Source organism: Acaryochloris thomasi RCC1774, from assembly GCF_003231495.1.
Classification (GTDB): domain Bacteria; phylum Cyanobacteriota; class Cyanobacteriia; order Thermosynechococcales; family Thermosynechococcaceae; genus RCC1774.
The window spans coordinates 1-19,353 of record NZ_PQWO01000020.1 but is presented as its reverse complement, the minus strand read 5'-3'; the positions used below and the strand labels follow the sequence as shown (position 1 = coordinate 19,353).

Genomic DNA, 19,353 nt, shown 5'->3' with positions numbered 1-19,353 from the left:
CAGAATGCTCAACGATATATGTTTACCCACGGGGGAATGACCGGACAAGCCTCAATGCATATGCCTACGCCACCTCCCCTTAGCCTGAAGTTGGAAAAGGAGGGCGGCACGGGTAAATTACCCTAGAGATTTTCAAGCCCTACCTCAACCTTACTTTTTGAAGTCTTTATGCCCATTGTGGTGGTCAAACTTGTCAACCTTGTGGAACTTGTCCACTTTGTGAAATTTATCAAATCCGTGGTTCCTGAAGCCACTGCGTCTAAAGCCACCGCGCCTGAAACCGCCTCGTCTAAAGCCACCGCGCCTGAAACCGCCCCGTCTAAAGCCACCGCGCCTGAAGCCGCCCCGTCTAAAGCCACCGCGCCTACCGCGAAAGCGCACTTCTTGCACTTCAAACCCGTTGGTTTGGGCAATGGGAGCAGACTCAGATGCTGACAAGTGATATAGATCTTCAGCTTGGGAGGGGGCTGCGGTCAGAATGACCAGCCCCGTAAATAAGGTTGCAACAACTTTCTTCATGACTCTTTCTTGTTTGAGATTGATAGTTTTCTTTTAGCTCTTGAGTCTTATCTTGAAGTGAGAGTGTGAACCTAAGATGAGCTAGTTCTGAAAAGGTTGGATGAATTATTCTCAGATTTTGAAGAGGCTGCCTGTAAAATTCTGTGACGGATGAAAAATCTTTCTAGATTCCTCAAAATCCCATTGATTAGCGTAGAGCTGATGGGGGGAGCGATAGACATTGGGAGTTGACGAAAGTAAATCGTCAGATGGCTCTGGCTATTGAAGTCGCACCGATACGCAATCTCTACGATAGACAGCTCGCGGTCCAACATCAGCACTTTTGCACGCTTCACTCGCTGTTGATGTTGAATCACATACTACTGATGGGGGGACGTTGCCATCTGTTCTTTGAACTGGTGGCACAAGTTACTCTCACTCACTGTTGTGACCTCTGCCAGCTTGAGAGCCTCTTCAGGCGGAACATAGCGCTGGCCATTGTGGACGGTGCGAATAGCGTCGATCAGTTCAGCCTACAGTGGTGTCTTTGAGGACATAACCTCTGCCCCCAGCATGGAGCCCTCTATAAATATCTTCGTCTGTGTCATAGATGGTCAGAATGATGATGTTGGCGTTGGGGGTTCGCGCACGAATTTTTGCGATCGCATCTACTCCTTTCAAGCAAGGTGTCCGCTATGGGCTCACCGAGTTAAGGACTCTGACTCTTCTGAGAAGCTGCTGGGTGAACACAAAGCTGGGCGCAAATTGATTTATTACGTTCTTGCGCTGCTGCCTATGCGATCGCAACTTCCTCCGACAGATAGACATCCTGAATGGCATGAAAGAGCTGCACGCCCTCTTCAAAGGGTCTCTGAAACGTCTTTCGACCTGAGATCAAACCACAGCCACCTGCCCGCTTGTTGATCACGGCTGTTCGTATCGCTTCAGCAAAGTCATTCTCACCCGAGGAGCCGCCCGAGTTAATCAATCCAGCCCGCCCGGCGTAACAGTTCAAAACCTGATAGCGACACAGGTCGATGGGATGATCGCTGCTCAATTCTGAATAGACCTTAGGGTCTGTTCTGCCGTACTTTTGATCACTGGCCTTTACCACTGCCCCGTAGCCGTTATTCACCATCGGCAGCTTCTGCTTGATGATATCGGCTTCAATGGTGACGCCCAAGTGATTGGCCTGTCCCGTCAAATCAGCCGCGAGATGATAGTCCTGATCCTGCTTGAAGGCATCGTTGCGGAGATAGCACCAGAGAATCGTTGCCATCCCAAGCTCATGGGCGCGGGCGAAGGCTTGACGCACCTCCTGGATCTGGCGGGTAGACTCAAGAGAACCAAAGTAAATCGTAGCCCCCACCGCAACGGCTCCCAAATTCCAGGCCTGCTCCACTGAAGCAAACATCACCTGGTCGGCTTGATTTGGGAAGGTGAGCAGCTCATTATGATTAAGCTTCACGATGAAGGGAATCTTATGGGCATACTTACGAGAGATGCTGCCTAACACGCCTAGCGTTGTTGCCACGGCATTGCAACCGCCTTCCATCGCTAACTTCAGAATATTTTCACTATCAAAGTAGATGGGGTTTGGTGCAAAGGAAGCAGCCGCAGAATGTTCGATCCCTTGATCGACGGGCAGGATAGAAAGGTAGCCTGTGTTTGCTAGCCGCCCCGTACTGTAAAGCTGCTGCAGACTGCGGAGAACTTGGGGGTTGCGATCGGTTTGGGTAAAGATACGATCGACCCAGTCTGCCCCAGGTAGATGTAAAAGATCTTTGGAGACTTTTGCTTGATAGGTGAGCAGGTCTTCTGCCTCTTTACCCAGCAAAGATTCAACAGATTGGGGTTTGTGCGTCATGGTGACCATCGTAACTCTCCTCAGATATCAGATTTTAGGGTTGGGGAATAGAGACCAAAACATGCACTGGCCGCTTAAAAAGTACGGCCAACACCTCAATCTTTACAGCCCCTGCCCTCAGACCCTCTCCCCGCATGGGGAAAGGAAAGTAAGCATTCTCTCAAATGGGCGGCGAGAATCAGGGCGATTGCGCCTCTTCTCGGACTTCAAACTTGGCCTCTGCCAAGGGAACGCGAAATTTCTCACACCAGATCGTAATTTCATCATAGTTATTGATAGTCAGCGTTGCAGGAAGACGGTAAATTTGCTGGCCGCTATCAAGGTTCAGACTAGAGAATACGCTCATGGGTAGAAAGATATCTTCCTGAGAAAAACCGAGTCGCGGATCCGGCGCACCATCAAAAGAGAAGTCTTCCCCCAGCACCACGTAGTAAACCTCATCCTTTTTGACAATATCCACTTTGCCCGAGACGGTATGATCGCTCTCACCCTTAAAGCTCGTTGATTCAATAACGGTTGCCCCATTCAAAAACGCCACGACATCAGCACGGCTTATCGAAGGAAAGAGCAGCACAGAACTAATCGCAACGCCCCAACAAACGCTCCAAGACTTCAAGGTCATCATGTCGGCATCCCCTGCTCTAAAAAGTTTTCGTAAAGCTTGACCGCCGCTGCACTCCCAATCGCTAACGGCGATCGCTGATGAATAGAGGTCACCTCAATATCCATAATTCGCTCTGTACCTGAGGTCGCTAGTCCACCTGCCTGCTCTACGACAAACGCAAGCGGCGCACACTCATAGAGCAATCGCAGCTTGCCCAAAGGCTGTTCTTCCGTGGAAGGATAAAAGTACAGTCCCCCCTCCAGCAGACAGCGATGGACATCGGCCACCAATGCCCCGCTGTATCTCAGCGTGTGAGCGGCATGGCTTGTGGACTTGTGATCACCCAAGTAATCAACAAGCTTTTGCAAATGAGGATGCCACTCTTGGTAGTAGCTCAGGTTGGCACTGTAGGTTTTACCCTGATCGGGGCAGCGAATATTTTCATGGGAGAGCAGAAATTCTCCTAACGTGGGGTCGAGGGTGAAACCGTCTACCTGGTCGCCGGTGGTGTACACCAGCATCGTGCTGGTGCCGTAGAGAACATAGCCCGCTGCGACCAGCTCAGTCCCTGGCTGCAGAGCATCAGCCTCGGTACTGCAGTAGCCGGTGCTGCTGCGGCGATAGATGCCGAAGATCGTACCCACAGCGCTGCCGGTGTCGATGTTAGAGGAGCCATCCAGCGGATCGGTACAGAGAATATACTGGGCATCTTGGCCACACTCAATGAGCTGCACCTGGTCGAGTTCTTCAGATGCGATCGCAGCTACCAAGCCGATATCGGAGAAGGCTTCTACGACGACCTGATTACTGAACACATCCAGCTTCTTTTGAGCATCACCCGTGGCGTTCTTTTCACCAACGAGTCCTAGCCGCCCCACTAGAGCTGCCCGGCTGATTTCCCGAGACAGTACCTTGGCGGCGAACCCCATCTGGGTCAGCAAAATCGAGATCTCAATCGGCTGTTTTGACAAACGATGCTGTCGCCACAGATGAGCGTTAAACGTGGTTGTTAGATTATTCATGTTTTACTTCGTTACGGCAGTGCACCCTGAATAGCAACGCGCAGAGTTCTGAGACCAACCTCTACATCCGTCCCTAAATGGACGCGCAGAACCCGTCGTTTGCGTTTGGCCAGGACCTGAAAGTCTCCACGGGCTTGGGCGGCTTTGACCACCCCAAAACTGTAGCGATGGCCAGGGATGGGGACATCTCGCTCGTCTTCGCAGGTGATTTGCAGAAAGACGCCAGAATTGGGACCGCCTTTGTAAGCCTGGCCGGTGGAGTGGAGAAAGCGAGGACCAAAGCCCAGACAGGTGGCGACCTGCTTGCGATCGCAAATTGCTTTTCTGATGCCCTGAAGCTGCTGCTGGTGAGCTTTATTCATCTGAATATAGGCCAGCAGGGCAAAGTAATCATTGGCCCGCAGACGCTTCAGGTGCGCTTTCAGAAAGCCGCACAGTGACAGAGTTCCAGCAATTCCCGTCAGCGCAGCCGCATTCTCGACATCAGTAAAGAGCTGTAGCCCTCCCTCTTGGAACAGGGGCGTCTCTACTAAGAGTTCCCCCGTTTCTTCATAGGCATCAGTGAGCTGGCGCGTCGCAATCTTACTTGCTTCTACGTCTGGTTGGTTAAAGGCGTGAATCCCCAGAACCGATCCAGCAACCGCAGTGGCCATCTCCCAACGGAAAAATTCTTGACCCAGCTGATAGGCATCCGTGACTTGAATCTGGATGACGGGCTGTCCCGCTGCTTCTAGGGCTGCGACCGCTTTATCCTGTGCCGGATCGGGGGCCGCCTCTAAACGGATGTAGGCAAAAATGCGATCGGCTCCATAGTTCAGAGGCGGACCTAGCGGCTCCTGATCCACAGGAATAATGCCACAGCCTTCTTTGCCGGTGGACTCTGCCAACAGCTGCTCTAACCAAGCGCCAATATCAGCAATACCGGGTGACGCAATCAGCGTTAGTTTATCCCGTCCCTGTTGGGCTGCCTTGCCCAGAATGATGCCCAGCACCACCCCTGGATTATCTATTGCAGGAACCGAAGCAGCGCAGGAATGTACCATTTCCTCTGCGGAATCTAAGAAATGAGCGACATCAATTCCTAGACAGGCAGCGGGCACCATGCCGAAGTTGGACAGCGCGGAGTAGCGCCCGCCAATACTCGGGATCCCAAAAAAGTAGTGCCGGAAGCGGTTTTTGTGAGCAACCTCCTGTAGCTTGGAGCCAGGATCGGTGACGGCGATAAAGCGAGAGCCAGCGACCTCAGCCCCCATCTCTTTCTGGACTAAATCGAAAAAGTACTGCTGAAAAATGTTCGGCTCCAGCGTGCTGCCGGACTTGCTAGACACAATGAACAGCGTCCGCTTCAAATCGATCTGCTGGGTGATGGCCTGCACCTGAGCCGGATCGGTGGAGTCCAACACCAGCAGTTCTGGATAGCCCTCTGCTTGCCCAAAGGTCAACTTCATCACCTCTGGGCAGAGAGACGATCCCCCCATACCTAATAGCAAAACGTGGGTTAGCGCTAGATCTTTGACCTCCTGTGCTAGTTGGGTGAGGTCATTGAGATGAGCAAGCTGGTCTTCTGTGGTGCCCAGCCAGCCCAGCCATTGACTCTCATCTGCACCCGTCCATAGGGTTGAGTCCATTGCCCATAGCTGTCGCACTTTCCCTTTGTCCTGCCAGCCCTGTAGCGTAGCTTGAACCTGGGCCGAAAGCGTTGCCGGTAGCGTGTAAGTCTGGCGATTGAGGGCTTTCCCAAGCTGGGCTTCACGCTTGTGTTCCACTGCACTCAGCAGTTGGTCAAAGGCCTGCTGAAAGAGCTGAACGCCTTGACCTAAGAGCTGGTCGGTAATGTCTTCAAAGACAATCCCCACTTGGGACAAGCTCGACATGACAATTTCAGTCTGTTCCACCGCTTCCGTGAGGCTAGGCCGGGGTTCCCCATGATCTCGAAACGCGGCCAGCGTACTGGGCGGGATTGTGTTGACGGTTTCAGGGCCGATTAATTCTTCGACGTAGAGCGTGTCCCGATACTGAGGGTTTTTCGTTCCAGTGCTGGCCCATAGGAGACGCTGGGGCTGTGCGCCTTGGGCCTTTAATGCTTGCCAGCGTTCGCTTTCACAAAGCCGCAGATAGTCTTGGTAGACAAGTTTGGCATTTGCGATCGCAACCTTCCCCAACAGCCCCTGCAGTAAAGCCACCGCTTCCGCATCAGACTCCTGCACGGCGATCTTCAATCGCTCTGCAACTTGGCCATCAACAGCACTATCGATGCGGCTGATAAAGAAACTCGCGACGCTCGCCACGTGCCCCGGACTGCCTCCCTGAGACACATATTCCTCTAAGCCAGAAAGATAAGCTTCCGCCACCTCCAGGTAAGCCGCTCGGGAAAACAATAGGGTCACATTAACGTTAATTCCCTGACTGATTAGCTGCTGAATCACCGGAATTCCCGCAGGCGTGGCCGGTACCTTGATCATCAGATTTGGCCGATTGACCGCCTGCCAGAGCCGCTGCGCCTCAATCAGACTCTGCTCTGAGTCATTGGCTAAATAGGGAGAAACCTCTAGGCTAACGTAACCATCTTGCTGATTCGTGCGGTTATAGAGAGGGCGCAGAATATCGGCTGCCGCTTGGATATCAGCAATGGCAAGCTGTTCGTAGAGCGTGATCGCATCCTGATCATGGTCTCGCTCCAGGGCCGAGAGGGCTGCATCGTAGTCGGTACTGCCTGCGATCGCTTTCTGGAAAATTGCAGGGTTGGACGTTACCCCCTGAATTTCTTCATCTACTAATTGCTGTAGCTCACCGCCTTCAATAGAGCAGCGGCGAATGTAGTCTAGCCAGACAGATTGGCCGTAGTGCTGAAGGTTCTGCAACGCATTTTTCTGAGGCGTCTGTAATAAGCTCATTCATGTCTCCGAGAAGGGGGTAAAGGCAACCGCACCGACACCATCAAGTTGACAACAGACTATCGAGATCACCCCAGAGAATCTTTTACATTCCTGCAAGAACTATGACGATCTTGCACTGGTTCTTTGCGTTAACGATGCTGAGAACGATAGGCCGCAGACGTTACACCCATTGCCTGACGAAAGTACTTTTTTAAAGTGACTCGGGTTCGTAAAGCTACATTACTGCGGCCTTTTTGAGAACTCTATCCAAAGGCAGACTCCCGAGTCTGATCAAACTATCCTGCGGTAGAGCCTCAGCCTGGGTAAACCTCAGTACAGTGCAAATAACACACAAGTTAATTCGCAATAGAGGTAATCATCATGGGTCTTGAAGATCGCGCCAAAGCTACAGCCAAAAATGTTGAGGGCAAAGCACAGGAAGCTCTCGGCAATGTAACCGGTGACAAAGGAGACCAAGCGGCAGGTAAAGCAAAGCAAACTGAAGCTTCCGCTCGCCACGCCGGAGAAGATGTCAAGGATGGCGTCAAAGACGCAATTGACTAGTTTTTAAGTCAATGGAGAAATCATCTTAAGGTTGGTTTTCTCTGCTCTAACAAATCAGTGCCCCATGCAGGATAATCAGCTTGTCTGCATGGGGTTCTTCATGGAATGTCCTAATGCTTGGCGAGGGCTAAATCCATGAAAATCTATGGCCAACGGTTTTAGGCTGTGCTTAATGTGACTGTCATTATCTGGAGATTCGTATGCAGCGTTTGCAAGATCAGGTTGCCCTTGTCACCGGCGGAAGTTCTGGGATTGGATCAGGCGTGGCGGTTTGCTTAGCTCAGGCCGGCGCAAAAGTTGTGGTCAACTATTCCAGTAGTGCTGATGGCGCTGAAGCTGTGGTTGATGAGATTAAGGGAAATGGGGGAGATGCGATCGCAATTCAAGCCGACGTCAGCCAAGAAGATCAGGTCTTGAATCTCTTTGCCAAAACCGACGAAGCCTTTGGCACCCTCGATATCCTCGTCAACAATGCAGGTTTACAAAAGGATCAGCCCCTTACCGAAATGACGCTAGAGGCCTGGAATAAGGTGCTCAGCGTCAACCTCACCGGACAGTTCCTTTGCGCCCGGGAAGCAGCGAAAGCGTTCATTCGGCGCGGTGTTGTTCCAGAGAAATCTTGTTCGGCGGGCAAAATCATCTGCATGAGTTCAGTCCACGAGGTGATTCCCTGGGCGGGACACTGTAACTATGCAGCCTCTAAAGGTGGCGTCATGCTGCTGATGAAAAGCATGGCCCAAGAGCTAGCACCCCACAAAATACGAGTCAACAGCATCGGTCCAGGCGCGATCAAGACACCGATCAATAAAGATGCTTGGGAGACACCAGAAGCGAAGGAAAAGCTACTCAATTTAATTCCCTATAATCGCATCGGTGAGCCTAATGATGTGGGTAAAGCTGCCGTTTGGCTGGCATCAGACGATTCAGAATACATCCATGGCATTACGCTGTTTATTGACGGTGGGATGACGCTCTATCCAGGCTTTGCGACGGGGGGATAATCCCTAGAGAGTCCTTAAAAAGCTGTGTTCAATCGAGTCAGCTCACCACTCAGTCTCGATTGAACCGCACAGGGGGCATTCCTTAAGACTCTCTATCCTGAGAACGATCCCCGCTACGTTATCAAACTATCCCAGGATGGAAGCCGGCAGACATTCCCCTTCGATAAACTATAGGCAGAACACAAGGTCAATCCCGTGCAGCTTCAGGAAAGTTGTTTCTCTGCTGCACCTGCACCCAGCTTTTCTAACCGTTAATTGTGTATTAACGACTAGAGTTGCTGAGTCTATCTAGACGTCAATATTTTCGGTTTTCAATGATGCACTCTTGCGCAGCCTTTGCGGTCTGCGGAGTCTTTTCGTGTATCGCAAAAGCCGTCCCTCACCAACAATTAACTGGAGTAGGAATGATGAACAAGGAAGAACACCAGCGGGCCATCGGTGTGTTTGCCCGACGACTAGACACAGAGCAGGCACTGCACGAACTTAAGGAATATCGGTTCCCGATGGACAAAGTCTCGGTCATTGCTAAAGATGATGGACTCAATGATCGTCTGGCAGAGACCGATGTGACCGTGACTGAGCATACCGGCAACAAAGCAGATGAAGGTGCTGCCACAGGTGCGGCGGCCGGAGGCGCTGCTGGAACCTTGACAGGCCTACTCGTTGGCCTAGGAACATTAGCCATTCCTGGCGTGGGGCCGATTATGTTGGCTGGGGCCACTGCAACGGCGCTAGCAACCACGGTGGCGGGTGGTGCAATCGGTGCTGCTGCTGGTGGGCTAACGGGCGCTCTAATTGGGCTGGGCATTCCTGAAGAGCAGGCCAAAGTTTACGACGACTACGTACAGAAAGGCTATTACCTAGTCACGGTGGACGGTACCGAGCAAGACATTCGACGGGCTGAAGCTATTTTGACGCGACGGGGGATTCAAGGCTGGGGCGTTTACCAGCTTGCTAACAAGCCGAGTGTTTCGCACTAGCACGACCCCAGACATCGACACATATTCGAAGGATTTGATCATGAAGAAACTTGCGATCGCACTTCTCGGGACAGCATTAGCCCTAGGAGCAACCGCCTGCCAAGAGAAGCGGACTAGCGCAGATGCACCGGACGGTGACGAGAATCCTCCAGCCTTGAGTGCTGAGCAGCAGGAAGAGGCCAGCGAAGATGCCACCAGCGCTATTCGCCGTGAGCAGCTTGATGCAGACATTCGAGCGCGGGAACAGCGGAACAATGCCTTTAACGATGGCGATGCCGAGGGTCGGACCGACATTGATATTGCTAGTGAAGTTCGCAGCAAACTAGAGGCCAATCTTCCTGAGAGCGCCCTGACCATCGAGGCAGAGGATGGCCTCGTAACTGTTCAGGGAACCGTTGTCACACAGGACCAATATGACGAAATTGAGGTGTTAGCGAAAGAAATTAAAGGCGTCCAGTCCGTCATCGTAGATGCCGCTGTTACTTCCGCTCAATCCTAGCTGGGTCTAAAAAATACCCCCTATATCTTAATCACTTAAGAGGTTTACAAACCAATGTTGAAACTGATTCAGAAAGCCCGCCGACTGTGGCTACCGCTTGTTTTATCTTCACTGTTATTCGTGACAGCAGGCTGCAGTAGCGCCCCACCGGCCCCCTCTAGCAGCGCGCTCACGGGTCCCTCCGCTTTATCGACGGGATATATCCAGCTCGAACAGGGTAATACGCGTGCCGGTCAAGACTTTGGCGCTTGGGTCACTCAGACAGCGAAAGGCATAGTCAAGGATGCCTATGTGCGAGACGAAGACAAGCTGGGAGTTGTGATTACGCCTCAGGTTGACCCTAAAGAGGTCAAGTCTTTAGCCAAATCTTTAGTGGCCGGGTTTCAAAAGAATTTCCCAAACCGAGATTTGAAGGTGCTGGTCTATGCGCCGGATAAGGAACTTATTCTAACGGCCAACTATGACAGGCTCTCAAATCGAATTCAATATCAAGCATCTTAAGGAGAACATCAATGAGCAGTAGCGACAAGTACAAGCAACAAATCATGGAAGACTTGGCAGACGGTAACGTCGAGTCTTTGGGCGGCCAATCATCTAGCTCATCTGGGCAGTACGACAACTTTGATGATTTTGCTCAGCGTTCATCGCGGGACGAACGGCGCAACATTTTTTCTCAAATGCTGCACCCCAGCAAAATCTCCCATGAGCAGATGGAGCCAGAACTGAAGCAGGCCATCAACAAAATCAAGCCTAACGAGCGAGATGACGTGGCCCGCGAGTTCTTTAAACAGCTCAAAGAGCGAGGGCTCAGCGATCGTCAGCTCGAAAAGCAGCTTCATTTATCTACCCACAATCCCAAGCGCATGAAGGCCGATGACGTGGGTAAGCTGGCAAGTTTTGCCTATCACAGTCACCCAGACATCTTCCAAGAAGTAATGGCCGATCAGCCTGCACTGATGAAGTTTCTGAGCAACCCGATGGTGGGGGCAATCATGGGCGCAGTCGCATCTAAGTGGATGGGCAAGCACCATTGATTTGAGATTGTTACATCGAGCGGTTCGTTTATGGGTTATCCCATCGGCGACCGCTCTTCTTTTCTCTTTTTTTCCTTTCTTCTCTTTGTACGGCGAGCGCTCACCATGCCTCAAATTTCCGGTAAAACGACCCCATTTTGGATTGATTCCACCACTGAATCAAATTTTCAGCCCCTGACTCAAAACCTGACTGTAGACGTTGCGGTCATCGGCGGCGGCATCGCCGGTGTCACGGCAGCTTTCTTGCTGAAGCGAGCCGGTAAAACCGTCGCGCTCATTGAAGCAGAACAGATTGCCAGCAAAGCCAGCGGTCGAACCACGGCGAAAGTAACCTCGCTCCATCAGCTAATCTACGCCAGCTTGGTTAAGAAGATAGGGGAAGAGAAAGCCCGTCTCTACGCAGGCTCCAATCAGGCAGCATTAGAACAGATTGCGACTCTAGTAGAGCAGGAGCAAATTGACTGCGACTTCAGCCGCCAGAGCGCCTACACGTTTACAGAATCAGCAGATGACCTAGACAAGGTGAGAGCAGAGGTAGAGGCAGCGGCACTTTTGGGTTTACCAGCATCCTTTGTCGAAGAGACCTCCCTGCCGTTTCCAGTAGTGGGCGCGGTCAAGTTTGAGAATCAGGCCCAGTTTCACGTTCGTAAATATTTGCTGCACCTAGCCCAGCAAATCAACGGGGACGGCAGCCGCGTGTTCGAGTCCACTCGCGTCAAAACAGTGGAGGCCGGTGAACCCTGCGATGTGATTACCGAGCAGGGCACCGTTAAGGCTCTTGACGTGATTGTGACGACGAATTTGCCCATCCTTGATCAGGGGCTGTTTTTCGCAAAGACCTTTCCGAAGCGCTCCTACATCGTGGCGGCTAAGATTGATCCGTCTCAAGCACCAGACGGGATGTTCATTGGTTTTGGCGATCATTATCGCTCTATCAGAACGACGCCATACAAAGATGGCTTACTGTTGCTAATCGGTGGTGAAGGGCATAAGGTTGGCAGCGAAACCCATACCGAAGAGCGGTATTTGGCTCTCGAAAAGTATGGCCGTGAGCGGTTCGGCATTGAAACTTTTGACTATCGCTGGTCAGGTCAAGATATCAAATCCTTCGATGATCTACCCTATGTTGGCACGCTAACCCCCTTTGATAAGCATGTTTACGTTGCCACAGGCTTCAGTCTTTGGGGAATGACCAATGGCACAATGTCTGGGATGCTGCTTTGCGATCGCATCTTGGGCAAAGACAACCCCTGGGCCGATCTCTATGACGCCACTCGCGCCACCCCCTTTGTGACGGAAACTTCGATCAAAGAAAACCTAGATGTGGGTGTACATTGGGTGGGTGATCGTCTTAAGGGCTTAGATAGCTTTTCCTTTGATTCAATAGGCAAAGACGAGGGCAAACTCGTCACCATCGACGGTACTAAAGTTGCAGCCTATCGAGATTCGCAAGGTGAGATTCACGCTGTGTCTGCGACCTGTCCCCATCTTGGCTGCATTGTTGACTGGAATAGTGCGGAAAAGAGCTGGGATTGCCCCTGTCACGGCGGTCGATTTTCCTGCGACGGCCAGATCCTCAATGGCCCTCCAGTCAAAAATTTAGACGTATTAAAGTAGACGCTATACACCTTTGCATTCAGGAACCGGACATAAGGCTGTACATGATTAACTGGCAGTGGATTACAACGACCGCAATGGCGGCTCAGATGGTGGTACTGACTGCGATCGCAACGTACCTTAGCCTGCTAGTATTGACGCGGATCGCTGGCCTCAGAAGCTTTGCCAAGATGTCGAGCTTTGACTTTGCGATCACCGTTGCGATTGGTTCACTGCTGGCCTCCATTTTGCTCACCAAAGATCCGCCTCTGCTGCAGGGCATTACGGCTCTCAGTACCTTGTTTTTACTTCAGTACCTAGTCTCGTGGGGACGGCGACACAGCCCACTGCTGCTCCACTTGGTCGACAATCAGCCGGTTCTCTTGATGGCTGGCTCAAAAGTTATCGAAAGACACCTCGATCAGGTCCGCCTGAGTGATGCAGATCTAAAGTCAAAGCTACGTCAGGCGGGGATTGTCAGCACTGAGCAAGTTTTAGCAGTTGTAATGGAAACTACGGGCGACGTCTCCATTTTTGAGAAGGGTGGGCATACACTGGACTTAGATATGTTCGACAATGTCAGAGGCAAGCAGTATTTAGTTAACTCGGGCTACGCTTCACAGGGCAATAGTTCGTCACGCTAGAGCCGTTTTCGGCCTAAAGGTTGCTTACAATGAACTCAGAAACCCGTGCAGCAGCGCAGCAGCGCGCAGTCGGCATCTTAGCAAAGCGTTCAGATACAGAGCAGGCACTTCAAAGCCTGAAAGACCAGGGCTTCCCGATGGAGCAGGTGTCTGTAATTGCGCAGGATGAAAAGCTAAAAGAGGGACTAAACCAAGTCGATCCAGAGATAGATGTGCAGCCTCAAGTAACCAGTGGTTCCGAAAAAGGAGCCGTTGCTGGCGGTACCGTGGGCGCAATATCAGGGTTGCTGGTGGGCTTAGGTGCGATCGCAATTCCCGGACTCGGCCCCGTCATGTTAGCGGGTGCCACAGCCACTGCACTGGCCACCACGCTGGCATCGGGCGTTGTGGGAGCAACAACAGGAGGATTAGTGGGGGCTTTGATTGGCCTCGGTGTTCCTGAAAAGGAGGCTGCGACTTACAACGACTATGTCGCTAAGGGTTATTACATTCTTTTGGTTGAAGGAACAGCATCGGAGGTCCAGAAAGCCAAAGATATCCTGAGCCAGAGAGGAATCGAAGAGTGGCAGGTCTTCTTTGCCCTAGGGGCTTCCAATGTGGTCGAATGAGCCTTGAGACTGTAATTGATAACAAGCCAATCTGAAAGAGAGCACCTACTTCCGTGTCCCCAACCTTACATCGTGCCCAGAGTCTCAGGCAAGCGCTGCTAGACTTTACCCTTGATGCCGAAGGTGAGTTCGCTGCCGCTCTTGAGGCATACAGTGCAGAGCAACTCTCGCAGCTGACAAACTCACCCTACCAAGGGAGTCAAAAAACAGAGCAGGTCATCAATTCTTTTGCCTTAGATGGTGCAGTGGGTTCCCAGTTTGTTCTTGACCTTTTTTTGCAAAGTCACTCTGATTTACCTGCAGAAGAAGCTGCATTAGTGACCCACTGGCGGCATAGCTTTATGGGCCTATTCACGGTGAAGGTGCGACAACAAGATTGCGCAACCGTCATGAACTGGCTCACAGAAAAGCAATACAACATTTTGCTTCCGACCGCATCTGATCAGCTTCTAAACCGTTTACAACCCCAAGAAGTTGTTCTCACTCGTCTTTTACCCCTCGGCGACTATTGGATGCTCTCAGAACCCACTGTTTTTCTCGGTAAGCTGGGCAAACCAAAGTTAGCCGTTGCCATCGGCAGTTTCAAAAAATATCACAAGGAATATCTGTATGGCGACGCTCCAGAACTACTAGAAGCAGCTTGGGAATCCGTTGAGAACTACCATCAGTCCTTTGTGGACTATTTCAACGACAGTAAAATCACGCTCTCAGGCCACCAGTTAGAGAAGCAGCTCGCTGAGTTTCAAGCCTCAATGGCCCAGCAGCAAATTGTAGATTCAGGTCTAGACGGTGAGAAGTCCTTAAGTGAGCTGGCGGATGAAGCCGGGGTACTCCAGACAGAGATGACGGAGACAGCCGCCGCGATGGGCATTGATGAAAACACAACTGCCCGTCTGCTTAAGAACCAGAAGCTCTCCAAAATGATGACGCCGAAAATCGAGCTGCCGCCGCATCTCAAAAACGAAGATCAGGTGACCCTCCTGACCCATCCGCGCTGGGGGCAAGTAATGATTTCGACCTACCAAATCCTAATTGGTGAATTACAGGCAAAAAGTGAGGAAATTGGTTCAGAATCGCAAATAAATCAAAGTTTAAAAAATATTGAGATCAAGCCTTTTGTCTGGCATCAACTCGCAGAGAAATATCCAGAGAAGCTGGAGCAGTCTTTACGGACGATCTTAGACCGCCCACGCTTCAATATAGGGCAAGATCTCGAGCAGATCCTAGTGGAATTTGGGCATCCTGAGGAGCCTGAACTCCCTGAGACAGCAAGTGTTCCGGTTCATCTTCACGATCTTTTTCAGGAAGCGATGGGGGCTGTCAAGGGTTTGAAACCGTCTAAATCTAAAGGTAGAGAAAAGAAGCAAAAGAAGACGGGCTTTGGCTGAAGAATCTATGCCTTTTAGGGGATAGAAAACTGAAGGAATAGATTTATTCTATATGTATAGAAAATATTCTAGGTTTCTGAAAGTATTGAATCTCTGGTTCGCAGAATCAATTGGATTAGAAAACTGGGATTGGTCTTCAGAACAATTAAGGAGTTTTGCATCATGAATATTATTGCTTGGGTCGTTTTAGGGTTAATCGCCGGTGCCATCGGTAAAGCTATCTATCCAGGACGCCAGGGCGGAGGCATCCTCGCAACGATGCTGCTCGGAATCGTAGGTGCGTTCATCGGAGGGAGCCTCGTCACCTTCATTCAGACCGGCAGCATAGGCTTAGTCGGTGCATCTCTCAGTATTCCGGGCGTGATTGTTGCCGTGCTTGGTGCCATCATCGCCATCTTCCTCTGGGGCCTCGTAACTCGCCGTACTGCTTAATATTTCAATCCGATTTTCTCATATTGATTTTGAGCATCAGAGATAGGCTTAGCCTGTCTCTGATTTTGTATGAATATTGATAAGTTAGAACTATCGTGCAGATACTTCTGCACACGCCAATGAGTTGAATCACTGAAGCTTGTGTTTGGCTCATCCCTTTTTCTAAGATAGCCATTCCGAGAATCTTGATGCCCTTTACAGATGCTCAATTTTCAGCGACGGCAGAAGCTCCGATAATTCTCTCCACTAGCTCGCATCTGGATTTTATTTGTTGGCCAGAACTCGCTGCTTGGGGCAGCATGTTTATGCTGATGGGTGTCTATTGAGTGCAGCCGATAGTCTTGATGCGCGGAAAGCTCAGGCTTCAGATAGAGCCTTGCAAACGTTGAGGTCTCAGCCCTATGGTTTGTCCCTGAGTCTGATCTCCTTCGGCCTGATTACCTATGGTCTACATGCAGCGGATCGCAGCTTAATTGAGACCATATCCAATTTTAGAGCTACTGCTGGGCAAGTTTTCAGGAGCCATGACTGCCTCTTCTCTAGATGAAAATTGCTGTGGTTTTGCAGACTCGGTACCGCCAGATCGTTATCAATCAAAGGTAGATGGAATTTTAAGCAAAAAGGAGAGATGCGATCGCATCTCTCCTTTTTGCTTCTTAATATCTGAATAACTAGGCGAAATCAGTCCGCATCTCTCAGATCACCGGGTTCATTGACGTAGGGTTCCGGCTCAACTGCATAGTTATTTGCTAGTCCCTCAGAATCGACAGTCTGACCAGGAGCCGTTGACTTGAAACTGTCACCCTCACGCTTCATGCGAGCCGCAGTTTCAGCCGGGACGATGTTGGGATCGTAGCTAACGCTCTTATCTTTATCGATTTTCTCGCCACTCATAATTTATTGCTCCAATTTAGTTGTGATAACACTGAGAGAACTGAAAAATTTAAACTTGGTAAAGATGCAAAAGCTTGCAGTGCACCCTTCCTCAAAATTTATCAGTTACACAATTTCTTAAGACAGATGAGTCTTTTAATAATGAAATATCTATTACTTGACTTTAGGGATGAAGCCAGGTCGCTCTTTATCTTCCCAACCTGCCGGGCGACGCGAGTTATACCAAGCAATTGAACCAATCGTCACGGCTGCTGTAAATCCTAAAGCAATGACCCCAGCTAATACCGGTATTTCAGGGAAACTGGCTGCAGCGAGCTGAACAAACTGCATGTCCATAAAAGTGTGCTCCTTTGAATTTCGTCGTATTAACTATTACTTTATCGGCCGTGTACAGATCTCAAATCTGTCTCGGGATAGAAAGGGAGAGACCCTCGGGGTATAGATCTGACTCCCCCGTCGGCTCATTTCTACGCAGCATTCAATAGCAGCATCGGTCCTGAAAAGTGAGGAGGGTCGCGCTGCCTGACAAACACGTTTAGTGGTTGTGACTGAGACGACAGACGCCAAGTCGCGGAGCAAACTTGGCATCTGAGGAAGGAGGATTACAGCACCGGACTCAACCCTTGAAACGGCTGCATTCTAATCTCTATTCGGGTTGAGCTGGGGGTTGTTCTTCTGAACCAGCATCTGCAGGGGGATCTGTGGGCTGCGGAGAGGACGTCGCCTCAGGTGCAGGATTCTCTTCTACAGGTGCCGGCTGAGACTCGGGTGACGGCTGAATGCTAGGGCTGGGTACCGTAACCTCTGTATTAATTTCCGGTGGTGGTGCGGTCTCAACCGGAGGCTCGGTGATATTGACGTTGACATCGGGTGGGACCGGCGAGGGTGAAGGGGATGCCTGCGTATCGGGCACAGGTACGGGAACAGGAGCCACCGTCGGACTATCACGTTGCGTGGATAGGAACCAAGCGAGAATACCCAAACCCACAACGGCTGTCGCCAGCACACCAATCAGCAGGCCCCGAGAGGTATTCTCACTGTCTCGCTCTTTGAGGCGACGGTCTAAATCGCGCTGGGCCTCAGCCTCAGATGTGTAGCGCGGATCGTTAGGGTTAGTCATTGTATTTCACTTTGATAACTGGATAGTTTAAACAGTAAGTAAGACAATCTTACTCTTCGCCCTCCGATGCTCCACCAGAGGTTGGCAGCTCGACATCAGGCACATCAATCTCAGGTTGAGGAACATTAATATTTACGTCAGGTGCTTCAGGTGCTTCAGGTGCCTCGGGTGCTTCAGGGGCAGGCACATTAATAATGTCCGTGTCTCCTTGATTAGACTGATTGGCTTGACCAAAAGCAAACCAAGCAGCGCCGCCCAAGACAACAGCAATCAACAGCCCCACGAAGAAACTTAGCAAAGTGTTGCTACCGCTTCCTTGACCATCGACGTACCCTTGCTGATATTCATGATCTTGTTTACGGGCCATTTTTATCCACCAAGAATTACTGCATTCCTACGCTAGATAAAAAAAGTAAAATCGCCCTCTATCTAAAGAAGGATTATCTGCTTTGATTGGGCGCTTGTCGGCAAACATATATAAGTAGAGACAGATACTGAAATCTCTATGCTTCGCAGTGTTATATCAGTACCTGGCTAAGGTAGGGCAGCTTCTCTGCGCTATTGACGGACTTTACTGCCGATATACCCTCATCAGTACAGAAACTGAAATATCCCTCTTTTCTCAAGCTGGGTTCAAAGCCTAACCCTTCGTAGCCTGACACAACGCATCTTTGTTTCCGTTAACTAACAAAGTGATCAAGAGAAGTTGCAGTGGTGTATAAAATTCATCAGCCCAGTTTCCACACCTGACAGGTAAATCACCCTGGAACAGAAGCTTTGTGAATGAAGAGATGACGCGGCGATTATGAGGCTCTGGTTAGTTATTCAGCTAACCGAAGAGCATTCTTGAGAGATTGAACAACGGTCGGAGCTGATGTGGGTTGCCCAGCGAAGATTTGCTTAACGGTCAAAGGCTGGCCGTAAAACTCTGCATTATCATCGTCATCAAAGCTCAACTCAGAACCCTCTAACGAGACACTGCCAAATAGCCCTTCACTGCGAGAATAGGCATAAATATCATCTCCAAACCCCTCCAGTGATTCTGTTGCGGCCTTGCCAACCGGACCTGCCGTCCCAGAGACGCTACCGCCGAGCTCAAAGTCGCCAGAGAGCACTTTATCCAGTGCTGCTTTACTCGGAAAAACCAAAATTAGGTCAGTCGACTTGAATCCAGCCTGCAGTCCAATACTGCCGCCGGTTAGATTGATAAAAGCGGGATTGCTCCAGCTTCCATCTGCTTGGCGCGTCAGCATAACGCCATCTCCTCGACGTCCGCCCAGAATGAAGCCACCTTGCTTAATGTTCGTAATGACGGCAATGGCTTGGCTCTTTCTCAGCAGCGCTGCAGGGATCTGCGTTTCAGGATTCTTGACCATTTCTGAAAAGACTTCAGTCGACTCTGTCACCTCTTCATAGGATTCAGGGGCCGCGATAGCTGGGACTGCCAGCGCTGAGAGCAGAAGAGTAAACGAAATTATAGCTTGCGTTCGATTTAGCATAAAGTCTCCAATGAATTGCTCTCTTATAAAGTCGCGATCGCAACTTCGTCGTCGGCCCTATCTCAGGTTGGATCTATATCTCTGCTAGTCAAACTAGGACTAAGGATCGAGGAATAAATAATATCCAGAACCTCAATGGAAGAATGATAGTCTGAGCATCCTCCCCTATTTGGTTTGAGATGAATCCTTACACAGTGAATATTGAGCAGCAAATGCAACGGCTCTAC

Annotated in this window: 22 protein-coding genes; 11 read left to right on the top strand and 11 right to left on the bottom strand. The window is 50.6% G+C overall.

Annotated elements, in window-relative coordinates:
* Positions 1–150: 150 nt before the first annotated feature.
* The 6 genes from C1752_RS29075 to C1752_RS22300 form a co-directional block, all read right to left on the bottom strand.
* Entirely contained in the window at positions 151–519 is a 369-nt protein-coding gene (locus tag C1752_RS29075) for a hypothetical protein (RefSeq protein ID WP_199464488.1), read from the bottom strand.
* A gap of 507 nt (positions 520–1,026) precedes the next feature.
* Positions 1,027–1,179: a response regulator gene (locus C1752_RS29440; protein ID WP_233501827.1), complete on the bottom strand. Its 153-nt coding sequence runs from the start codon at positions 1,177–1,179 to the stop codon at positions 1,027–1,029.
* 112 nt (positions 1,180–1,291) lie between these two features.
* On the bottom strand, positions 1,292–2,374 hold the full coding sequence (locus C1752_RS22315) for a class I fructose-bisphosphate aldolase (RefSeq protein WP_110988271.1): 1,083 nt from the start codon (positions 2,372–2,374) through the stop codon (positions 1,292–1,294).
* Positions 2,375–2,543: 169 nt separating this feature from the next.
* On the bottom strand, positions 2,544–2,987 hold the full coding sequence (locus C1752_RS22310) for a DM13 domain-containing protein (protein ID WP_110988315.1): 444 nt from the start codon (positions 2,985–2,987) through the stop codon (positions 2,544–2,546).
* Positions 2,987–3,991 (bottom strand): class 1 fructose-bisphosphatase, encoded by a 1,005-nt coding sequence (fbp, locus tag C1752_RS22305; protein ID WP_110988270.1) that lies wholly within the window; start codon positions 3,989–3,991, stop codon positions 2,987–2,989. The genes C1752_RS22310 and fbp overlap by 1 nt, the downstream gene beginning before the upstream one ends.
* An 11-nt stretch (positions 3,992–4,002) precedes the next feature.
* A complete protein-coding gene (locus tag C1752_RS22300; RefSeq protein WP_110988269.1) occupies positions 4,003–6,885 on the bottom strand; it encodes a bifunctional transaldolase/phosoglucose isomerase in 2,883 nt (960 codons plus the stop codon).
* 363 nt (positions 6,886–7,248) lie between these two features.
* Here C1752_RS22300 and C1752_RS22295 point away from each other — a divergent pair, with 363 nt between their 5' ends.
* The 11 genes from C1752_RS22295 (at position 7,249) to C1752_RS22245 (ending at position 15,613) form a co-directional block, all read left to right on the top strand.
* Positions 7,249–7,431 (top strand): CsbD family protein, encoded by a 183-nt coding sequence (locus C1752_RS22295; protein WP_110988268.1) that lies wholly within the window; start codon positions 7,249–7,251, stop codon positions 7,429–7,431.
* A gap of 200 nt (positions 7,432–7,631) precedes the next feature.
* A complete protein-coding gene (locus tag C1752_RS22290) occupies positions 7,632–8,432 on the top strand; it encodes an SDR family oxidoreductase (RefSeq protein ID WP_110988267.1) in 801 nt (266 codons plus the stop codon).
* A gap of 407 nt (positions 8,433–8,839) precedes the next feature.
* On the top strand, positions 8,840–9,412 hold the full coding sequence (locus tag C1752_RS22285; RefSeq protein ID WP_110988266.1) for a general stress protein: 573 nt from the start codon (positions 8,840–8,842) through the stop codon (positions 9,410–9,412).
* 40 nt (positions 9,413–9,452) lie between these two features.
* Positions 9,453–9,911, top strand: coding sequence for a BON domain-containing protein (locus tag C1752_RS22280; protein ID WP_110988265.1), 459 nt, complete (start codon positions 9,453–9,455; stop codon positions 9,909–9,911).
* Positions 9,912–9,965: 54 nt separating this feature from the next.
* Entirely contained in the window at positions 9,966–10,412 is a 447-nt protein-coding gene (locus C1752_RS22275; RefSeq protein ID WP_233501826.1) for a hypothetical protein, read from the top strand.
* A gap of 11 nt (positions 10,413–10,423) precedes the next feature.
* The gene (locus tag C1752_RS22270; protein WP_110988264.1) at positions 10,424–10,945 is read left to right on the top strand and encodes a hypothetical protein; all 522 of its coding nucleotides are present in this window, start codon (positions 10,424–10,426) and stop codon (positions 10,943–10,945) included.
* A 105-nt stretch (positions 10,946–11,050) separates the two neighbouring features.
* Positions 11,051–12,562, top strand: a complete 1,512-nt coding sequence (locus C1752_RS22265) for an FAD-dependent oxidoreductase (protein WP_110988313.1) — start codon at positions 11,051–11,053, stop codon at positions 12,560–12,562.
* A gap of 44 nt (positions 12,563–12,606) precedes the next feature.
* A complete protein-coding gene (locus C1752_RS22260; protein WP_110988263.1) occupies positions 12,607–13,185 on the top strand; it encodes a DUF421 domain-containing protein in 579 nt (192 codons plus the stop codon).
* 29 nt (positions 13,186–13,214) lie between these two features.
* A complete protein-coding gene (locus C1752_RS22255; protein WP_110988262.1) occupies positions 13,215–13,793 on the top strand; it encodes a DUF1269 domain-containing protein in 579 nt (192 codons plus the stop codon).
* A 53-nt stretch (positions 13,794–13,846) separates the two neighbouring features.
* Entirely contained in the window at positions 13,847–15,181 is a 1,335-nt protein-coding gene (locus tag C1752_RS22250) for a hypothetical protein (protein WP_110988261.1), read from the top strand.
* 162 nt (positions 15,182–15,343) lie between these two features.
* Positions 15,344–15,613: a GlsB/YeaQ/YmgE family stress response membrane protein gene (locus tag C1752_RS22245; RefSeq protein WP_110988260.1), complete on the top strand. Its 270-nt coding sequence runs from the start codon at positions 15,344–15,346 to the stop codon at positions 15,611–15,613.
* A gap of 681 nt (positions 15,614–16,294) precedes the next feature.
* On the opposite strand, the gene C1752_RS22240 is transcribed toward C1752_RS22245, so the two are convergent.
* The 5 genes from C1752_RS22240 to C1752_RS22220 all read right to left on the bottom strand — a co-directional run bounded on the left by C1752_RS22240 (position 16,295) and on the right by C1752_RS22220 (position 19,126).
* Entirely contained in the window at positions 16,295–16,507 is a 213-nt protein-coding gene (locus C1752_RS22240; RefSeq protein WP_199464487.1) for a hypothetical protein, read from the bottom strand.
* A gap of 153 nt (positions 16,508–16,660) precedes the next feature.
* Entirely contained in the window at positions 16,661–16,837 is a 177-nt protein-coding gene (psb35, locus tag C1752_RS22235; protein WP_370664162.1) for a photosystem II assembly protein Psb35, read from the bottom strand.
* Positions 16,838–17,153: 316 nt separating this feature from the next.
* Positions 17,154–17,627, bottom strand: coding sequence for a hypothetical protein (locus C1752_RS22230; RefSeq protein WP_110988258.1), 474 nt, complete (start codon positions 17,625–17,627; stop codon positions 17,154–17,156).
* 49 nt (positions 17,628–17,676) lie between these two features.
* Positions 17,677–17,994: a hypothetical protein gene (locus C1752_RS22225; RefSeq protein WP_110988257.1), complete on the bottom strand. Its 318-nt coding sequence runs from the start codon at positions 17,992–17,994 to the stop codon at positions 17,677–17,679.
* A 454-nt stretch (positions 17,995–18,448) separates the two neighbouring features.
* Positions 18,449–19,126, bottom strand: coding sequence for a lipid-binding SYLF domain-containing protein (locus C1752_RS22220; protein ID WP_110988256.1), 678 nt, complete (start codon positions 19,124–19,126; stop codon positions 18,449–18,451).
* Positions 19,127–19,353 lie beyond the last annotated feature (227 nt).

Bases quoted from the DNA above. Each gene is read 5' to 3' on its own strand.
- C1752_RS22230 (WP_110988258.1), bottom strand. From the start codon at position 17,627: ATGACTAACCCTAACGATCCGCGCTACACATCTGAGGCTGAGGCCCAG.
- C1752_RS22270 (WP_110988264.1), top strand. From the start codon at position 10,424: ATGAGCAGTAGCGACAAGTACAAGCAACAAATCATGGAAGACTTGGCA.
- C1752_RS22265 (WP_110988313.1), top strand. From the start codon at position 11,051: ATGCCTCAAATTTCCGGTAAAACGACCCCATTTTGGATTGATTCCACC.
- C1752_RS22240 (WP_199464487.1), bottom strand. From the start codon at position 16,507: ATGAGTGGCGAGAAAATCGATAAAGATAAGAGCGTTAGCTACGATCCC.
- fbp (WP_110988270.1), bottom strand. From the start codon at position 3,991: ATGAATAATCTAACAACCACGTTTAACGCTCATCTGTGGCGACAGCAT.
- C1752_RS22220 (WP_110988256.1), bottom strand. From the start codon at position 19,126: ATGCTAAATCGAACGCAAGCTATAATTTCGTTTACTCTTCTGCTCTCA.
- C1752_RS22275 (WP_233501826.1), top strand. From the start codon at position 9,966: ATGTTGAAACTGATTCAGAAAGCCCGCCGACTGTGGCTACCGCTTGTT.
- C1752_RS22260 (WP_110988263.1), top strand. From the start codon at position 12,607: ATGATTAACTGGCAGTGGATTACAACGACCGCAATGGCGGCTCAGATG.
- C1752_RS22225 (WP_110988257.1), bottom strand. From the start codon at position 17,994: ATGGCCCGTAAACAAGATCATGAATATCAGCAAGGGTACGTCGATGGT.
- C1752_RS22280 (WP_110988265.1), top strand. From the start codon at position 9,453: ATGAAGAAACTTGCGATCGCACTTCTCGGGACAGCATTAGCCCTAGGA.
- psb35 (WP_370664162.1), bottom strand. From the start codon at position 16,837: ATGCAGTTTGTTCAGCTCGCTGCAGCCAGTTTCCCTGAAATACCGGTA.
- C1752_RS22300 (WP_110988269.1), bottom strand. From the start codon at position 6,885: ATGAGCTTATTACAGACGCCTCAGAAAAATGCGTTGCAGAACCTTCAG.
- C1752_RS22315 (WP_110988271.1), bottom strand. From the start codon at position 2,374: ATGGTCACCATGACGCACAAACCCCAATCTGTTGAATCTTTGCTGGGT.
- C1752_RS29075 (WP_199464488.1), bottom strand. From the start codon at position 519: ATGAAGAAAGTTGTTGCAACCTTATTTACGGGGCTGGTCATTCTGACC.
- C1752_RS22255 (WP_110988262.1), top strand. From the start codon at position 13,215: ATGAACTCAGAAACCCGTGCAGCAGCGCAGCAGCGCGCAGTCGGCATC.
- C1752_RS22245 (WP_110988260.1), top strand. From the start codon at position 15,344: ATGAATATTATTGCTTGGGTCGTTTTAGGGTTAATCGCCGGTGCCATC.
- C1752_RS22285 (WP_110988266.1), top strand. From the start codon at position 8,840: ATGAACAAGGAAGAACACCAGCGGGCCATCGGTGTGTTTGCCCGACGA.
- C1752_RS22310 (WP_110988315.1), bottom strand. From the start codon at position 2,987: ATGACCTTGAAGTCTTGGAGCGTTTGTTGGGGCGTTGCGATTAGTTCT.
- C1752_RS22295 (WP_110988268.1), top strand. From the start codon at position 7,249: ATGGGTCTTGAAGATCGCGCCAAAGCTACAGCCAAAAATGTTGAGGGC.
- C1752_RS22290 (WP_110988267.1), top strand. From the start codon at position 7,632: ATGCAGCGTTTGCAAGATCAGGTTGCCCTTGTCACCGGCGGAAGTTCT.